General features: G+C 35.0%; 6 protein-coding genes and 1 pseudogene. 3 read left to right on the top strand and 4 right to left on the bottom strand.

Annotated features, from left to right (window positions below; translation table 11 throughout):
- Positions 1-229: 229 nt before the first annotated feature.
- Together N0M92_RS28675 and N0M92_RS28670 are read right to left on the bottom strand one after the other, a co-directional pair.
- Positions 230-721 carry a DinB family protein gene (locus N0M92_RS28675; RefSeq protein ID WP_063575018.1) on the bottom strand — a complete coding sequence of 164 codons (492 nt, stop codon included), beginning with the start codon at positions 719-721 and terminating at the stop codon, positions 230-232.
- A gap of 292 nt (positions 722-1013) precedes the next feature.
- Positions 1014-1367, bottom strand: coding sequence for a hypothetical protein (locus N0M92_RS28670; RefSeq protein WP_311202613.1), 354 nt, complete (start codon positions 1365-1367; stop codon positions 1014-1016).
- 532 nt (positions 1368-1899) lie between these two features.
- Here N0M92_RS28670 and N0M92_RS28665 point away from each other — a divergent pair.
- The 3 genes and pseudogenes from N0M92_RS28665 (at position 1900) to N0M92_RS28655 (ending at position 4751) form a co-directional block, all read left to right on the top strand.
- The gene (locus N0M92_RS28665) at positions 1900-2604 is read left to right on the top strand and encodes a hypothetical protein (RefSeq protein WP_260288963.1); all 705 of its coding nucleotides are present in this window, start codon (positions 1900-1902) and stop codon (positions 2602-2604) included.
- A 178-nt stretch (positions 2605-2782) separates the two neighbouring features.
- Positions 2783-3160, top strand: coding sequence for a DUF3888 domain-containing protein (locus tag N0M92_RS28660; protein ID WP_260288962.1), 378 nt, complete (start codon positions 2783-2785; stop codon positions 3158-3160).
- A 315-nt stretch (positions 3161-3475) separates the two neighbouring features.
- A pseudogene (locus N0M92_RS28655) lies at positions 3476-4751 on the top strand (IS110 family transposase).
- Positions 4752-5180: 429 nt separating this feature from the next.
- On the opposite strand, the gene N0M92_RS28650 reads toward N0M92_RS28655, so the two are convergent.
- Both N0M92_RS28650 and N0M92_RS28645 read right to left on the bottom strand, forming a co-directional pair.
- Complete coding sequence (locus N0M92_RS28650) at positions 5181-5375, bottom strand: hypothetical protein (protein WP_260288961.1); 195 nt, start codon at positions 5373-5375, stop codon at positions 5181-5183.
- A 159-nt stretch (positions 5376-5534) separates the two neighbouring features.
- Positions 5535-5990, bottom strand: coding sequence for a hypothetical protein (locus N0M92_RS28645; protein ID WP_260288960.1), 456 nt, complete (start codon positions 5988-5990; stop codon positions 5535-5537).
- Between the last annotated feature and the right edge of the window lie 642 nt (positions 5991-6632).

Here is a 6632-nt window from a genome sequence, read left to right as displayed (position 1 = left end):
TCTGGGATTCAATTGCTCCATTCTTTTACCAGTCGTTTCATCGAAATGACGTCTCTGTCGAATAAAGAAAATGAGGGACGCTGACAGTGTCAACATCCCATACGACTGCCCGTCGCACAAAAAGCTGCCTTAAAGACAGCTCCGATCTTCAGCTAACGCACCCGTTAGTTCATTAAGAAAAGCGAAACTTCTTCAAGAATCGCGCCCTTACTAATGAATATTGATTTGACTATACTTCGACAACATCCACTTTCCAGCTCTTTTGCAGTTTTCGAATATAAATGATTTGACCAATGTGATATGCGTTATGAGTTGATGCATTTCCAAGTATTTCCCACCACTTCGCAGGTTCAGGAAAGCCATTTACTTCACTTTCAACTTTTTCTTCCGTTAATAAATTTTGCCATTGTAATAGCACCTCTAAAAGTCGTTCTTTTAAGTCATTAAAATTTTTATTTTCTGGAATGATAAAGCTTTTATTATTATCACCTATGGAAGGCACAGCATTGACATGAGATTTTTGGTACCTGGTTTGCCATGTTTCATTCCAATAAAGCAGGTGCTGCACAATTTCAACAATACTATTACAATTTTCATTAGGCTTCCAAAACGCTTCTTCCTCTGACAAGTTTTTAACAGAGTCAGAAAATGGAAGGTACCAGCTAGGATCATTAGCATTAGCTAATAATTGATCGGATAATACGTCTTTTGCATGAAACATGCTTTCCACACTCCTATTAAATTTTTTCTTTGAATCCAAAAGAATGTAAAAATAGTCATAAATTGAATACCTAGTTCTATTTATTCTCTTGATTAAAGTTAATTCCCTTTATTATTTTTCATAAGAAAAGCGTTTCTATTTTAGCCTATATAAAAATTACAATCTGGCTCAATTGTTGAATAAAGATCAAACAGTACTCTTCAACTATCCTGCCCCGATAGTTCCATAAAGAAAAAGATGCCTTAAAGACAGCTCTAATCCTTAGCTAACGCACCTGTTAGTGGAATAAGGGTTAATGATATTTATTTGCATACATTCTTGCCATTGTTGAAGATGAAAATCTTATTCTATATTTTCCTCTAAGTTCTTTATTTACTTTTTCTGTTAATTTAGCACCTTGTTTATTATGTTCTTCTTCGATTTCAATTCCATTTGGAATTAATTGATCTTGACCCCAATCAATCCATTCCCCATACTTATTTGCCCATTCCATTAATTCGCTTTTTAACTTATTTGAAATCGGGATGTCTTCTAAATCAAAGTTACAACCGCATTGATTGCACCATATAGGATCTGCTCCAACATCACCTTCAACTTTTAATTCTTGGTTTTCTTTTTGTTCACAAAAACAAAGCACATCAGTCACTCCTCTAAAATGGCTTTTTTAATTATATTTTACATTACTTTTTGTTAAAGTAACCTGCCCCTTTAGTTCAATAAAGGCTATTAAATTTTTTCTAAATTTCTAATGAGTCTGATAAACCAATACAATACTATCCACGGAAGTATGAACTTTGTAGCCCATTCAATTACATTAGGAATTAAATATGATGAGTTTATATTAAATAACGGAAGTATTAGCCAAAGTACCACTAAAACTATGATACCAATAATTAAATTTTTCATTAAGATAGCCCCCTATAATCTCGTATTACCATAATAACCCATTATTCTTCTTCAACTAAGCTGCCCCTATAGTTGAAGAAGAATAATCAACAGCATTGTTTAATAGAGTCTATTTTAAAGAAGTAACAATCAAAAAAAATTCGTAAAAGTGTACTTTTACGAACCTACAGCTTTCATAATTAGATAAATAAAGATGAAATAGATTGCATCTTTTTCAACCAAAGAGCTATGATGGTATATGTTTCCATAAGGGACCTTAAGGAGATGATTTTATGCCTATTATTAAAGATATTCAGTTATACGTTCCGAAGAATAAGAATCTGAACTGGTCGTTCTTCCATGAGACTAGATGTATTACTTTTTTCTATAGTCGTCTTCTGCCGAAACTACAAGCAAAAGATGATAAGGGAGTACAGATCTATTGTATAAAGGAGATAGAACAGAGAGAGCAAATTGACACATTCGCCCTCATCTTCAACTACTTCCCTGTATACGTGGAAGCAGATGCTGAGGGTATTTTATCTTTGACCTCCGGTAGAGAAAAGAAGGAGAAGACTCTTGAAATCGTGCACGAAGGTATGAAACGTGCTGCAGATGAATTAAACTGGGATAAGGCAATACTTGATGACATTTATAAAAGTATTAAACAATCAGGTTATGAGAATATTTATCCACTATTGAAAAAGAACAGTCCCAATAGGAAGTACGTATGTAGCATCATCTGTCATCATGAGATAAATACCATTGATGTATACATGGAAATTAAAAAGAGAAACGGTGATATCGTCAATAAAGAACTGCTATTCTCTGTTGAAAATACGGACGAACAGCATTTATTTAGTGATTATGGTAACTTAAAATGGAGACTTAACCACAAGGTAGAGTTTTCCGATAAGGACTATAAACAAGTCTATCGTTTAACGTTCCTTGAAAAGGACAATCCTGAAAATTTAGTGTGGAAGATTGAAAAGAACTAACTACTTAAAATAATCCTCTTAGAGGATTATTTCTTATTTTGGCAAAAGAGAGAGAAAAAATATTATTTCCGATAACATCGCTTATGTTGACTAGATTTGTATGGAATATTCATTTGTTATTATTTTGATCTTGTTGGGGAAAATATCTACAGCCAAAACCCAAGAAGGTAGGTCCCATATGAAGAAGTTTTTACTAATTTTTTTCAGTGTATTTTTTATTTTAACAATACCAATACAAGCAAATTCACAAAAGGAAAATAAAATTGATTACGAAAAAACAAAATATGCTCTTATAGCAAGCCTTAGCCCTGCCATTAATGAAGCCGTTGCTAAAATCTATAAAGATATTCCCGGTGGTGATCGTCAATGGGCAGGGTGGGAAACTGAAATTTTATCTATTAAACAATTATATGGAATTGGTGGGGCATATAGGATAACAGTAAAAATACATACATATGTTGGTGCACATAATCCACCTAATGGAATAGACACAATCACTATAGAAGTAGGTGGAGGGGAACAAAAAATTATAAAATATGAACATAAAGAGGATTGATCTTACAAAAAAGGATCTTGGATTTAAAAAATCCTTTTTTCATGTATAAGAGTGATTATGTGAACTAGCGTTTTTTCGTTAGTTGAAGAAGAAAAACCAAAAGCATTGTTTAACAGAGTCTATTTTAAAGAAGTAACAATCAAAAATGTTCGTAAAAGACGTTAAGGAATCGACTTTTTTTCTTCTTCTTAATGAACTAACGCACCCGTTAGCATTCCTGTAGAGCATTAAATATCGGCTTTGAAAAAAACAGAGCCCCTCAGTATGATGAGAGTACACACAAACCAAAACTCACCTTAAGGAGGAAGCTCTACTATGAATTTTAAAATGCAAAACAAACAAAATCAACTAATTGAAAGAATCACGAATCGTCATCTTGTTGTAGGAATTGATATTGCACAACAATTTCATGTTGCTCGAGCTGTTAACTATCGAGGAATTGTGATCGGTCATCCTCTAACCTTTGAAAATAACGATGAGGGATTTACTAAATTACTAAGTTGGATCAAAGAACTTAAACGAATAAACCGTTTAGACAAAGCCATCGTGGGTATGGAACCCACCGGTCATTACTGGTTGAATCTATCAAAATGGTTATTTGAACAAAACGTCGATGTTGTGACCGTAAATCCGCACCTTGTTAAAAGGAATAAAAGAGAATCGAGATAATACCCAATCTAAGAGCGATAAAAAGGACGCTCTCGTCATCGCTGATATGATGAAAAATGGCTATTATACATTCATTCATCATAGCCCCGAATCCATAGAAAAACTTCGAGTCCTTATGTCTAACAGGGACATGGTTGTTAAACGTCTCGTCAGCTCAATCAACCAACTAAATCGCTGGGTAGATATCGTCTTCCCTGAATTACGTCAAGTCTTCAAAGATGTTACAGCAAAGGGAGCTATCGCAACCCTTCGTCTATTTCCTACTCCAGTTGAACTACGTTCCTTACAGCCTCAAGATATCATTAAAGGATGGAAATCGGTGATGAAAAGACATGCCGGTATTCCAAAGGCTCATTCACTGATTGAACTAGCTAACAAATCGGTTGGTACTAAAAAAGCTCTTGATGCTTATAAACTTCATTTGAAGCAATTGCTTGAGGAATACGATCTTGCGACCGCCCAACTTGAAGCAGTTGAACAAGAAGTCACAAACATACTCGTACAAATCCCTTATGCCGAAAAAATACTCGCGATTAAAGGAATTAGCACGATTACACTGGCTGGTATTCTTGGAGAATCAGGTGATTTAAGTGGATTCGCTCATGGCAATGCTTTATTGCGTCACGCAGGTCTACACCTTTCCGAGGCAAGCTCTGGGAAGTGGAAAGGCCAAATTGTCCTATCCAAACGTGGAAGATCTCGACTCAGACGTTTTCTATTTCTTGCGACGATGAGTCTGATCATGAATAACCCAGAGTTCCAAGCCATTCACGCCACAAATGTTAAGGTGAAAAAAACAAAGAAAATGAAATCTGTCATGAAGTTGTGTGGTAAACTCGCCAGAGTTTTAGTGGGGATGGCCAGAACTGGATCTGAATATTCCCCAGAAAAAGTTTATCCGATCACTCAAGATGCAGCATGAAATTTGCCTTTTGATATCTCATTCACGAGCATTGGCTTATTCGTAGGATTTCAAAGAAAGCACGGAGTACTGGATGTATAGAACAAAAGGGCAATGACCCGTTCCGTTAGCAATACCAGACTCCACCCCTTGGATAGGCATGACGAAGGAATGAAAGGGCATATAAATATGACCCGTTGAGCCATGGGAGGGAAAGCCTCCGAGGGTGTCGTGGAGAAAGCGTGCATTATATGGAATATTAAGGGATTTAGGTAAATCCTCTGTTTCCATCTGCCTTCATATTGCCCAAACGGTCAAATCCCCCTTTATTCACTAATTCTTACTCTACCCAGTGGGATGAAATCCTGCGAATAAGCGAGCATTCGTAAGAAATACTTAATTAACTGAGGGAGTTCTATAAGGAAATTTTAAAATCACCTTTTAACATCTCTAAACAACAAAGATGACTGCAAGTCCTGTAAAAGAAGCAATACTTAAAAACAACATCATTCCAAAATCCAGATCTTTTATCTCTTTAAAATGATTCCGTATCAAATAAAGTAAAGGTATTGCAAAAAGTGTTGGAATACCTTTACCTACCTTACCAAAAATATCAGTAAAAAAAATACTTTCCATTGAACCCATTACTAGACCACTTAAAAGAAACAAATAAAAAAAACATAAGAAAACTCGAATACTAGCACCTCCTAAAACCCTACCTTTTCTGTTACTGTTCTTCAACTAACCTGCCTTAAAGTCAGCTCCGATCTTAAGCTAACGCCACCCTTAGTTAATTGTTCAGTGTTAGATTTCAAACAATTCTTTTTTCTCTTCTTTTGATAGACCCGTGAAGAACTTTTTATGTACTCTTAATTCTTTTTCTTTTTTAGGTAAGACCTTTTCAAACCAAGTTACAGCCATAGGAGTATGTTCTGGCTGAGCATTAACTTTTTCTAAAAACCATTCATATTCTTTCACAGTTTCATCAGTCAGAAGCGAAATATCTTTTTTTCTACTTTTATAATCAAGTTCAGCAAGTTCTTTTGCAGTGATATGACCATTAATTTTTTTTACTACTCCAATTTCAGAAGGCATACGCTCATCATTTATAGACACAAAGTAATATATGTAGTTAGGTAATCTAAAAAGCCCCTTTTTTGTATCCTTATTATTCGCAATATAAAGCCAATCTCCCTTATTAGCAAAACAATTAAAATCCGCATCCTTAATCGCAATTAACATTTTTTCATACTTTTTCATAACAACACCTCCACTATAAAAAATATATAAGCCATACCAATATGTTCAATAAATAGATCAAGCGTTCCTTCTCTTAATGAACTAAACTGCCCCTATAGTTCCATAAGAAAAAGCTGCCTTAAAGACTGCTCCGATCTACAGCTAACGCACCTGTTAGTTGAGAATCTACTTACTTTATCATTTAATTATTATCACAAGAAACATCACCAACAAGAAAACTATATGAATCCATACCGTACATTTTATGAATATTTCCGCCCAGAATTTCTTTCGCAAACCATAGTGAAGGACAATGACAGAAAATAAGAGACTGACTATTCCATTAAGAATATTACCACCCGAGAACTGTAAAGCTATATTTACCAATCTAGAAACGATAAATAAAATGACATATACCATATCAATCTTTTCTTTTCTTTGGACCTCGTGTTGAAATTGATACATTACTTTCCACCTCTTGGTTGTTTTATTAACTGATTATCCCGTCTTTCACTAACCTGAACCTTTAGCTCCACAATCGAGTAGGAGGAGGCGCCTAGCCTCCGACCTCTCACACCACCGTACGTACCGTTCGGTATACGGCGGTTCAGTTTAAGTCTGACGTAGTTTTGTATATCGTTCATATAGATTTACTAACCCATG

Source organism: Peribacillus aracenensis (assembly GCF_025175645.1).
GTDB lineage: Bacteria > Bacillota > Bacilli > Bacillales > DSM-1321 > Peribacillus > Peribacillus aracenensis.
Note: the sequence above shows the minus strand (reverse complement) of the source record. Positions and strands in the feature narration are given on the sequence as shown.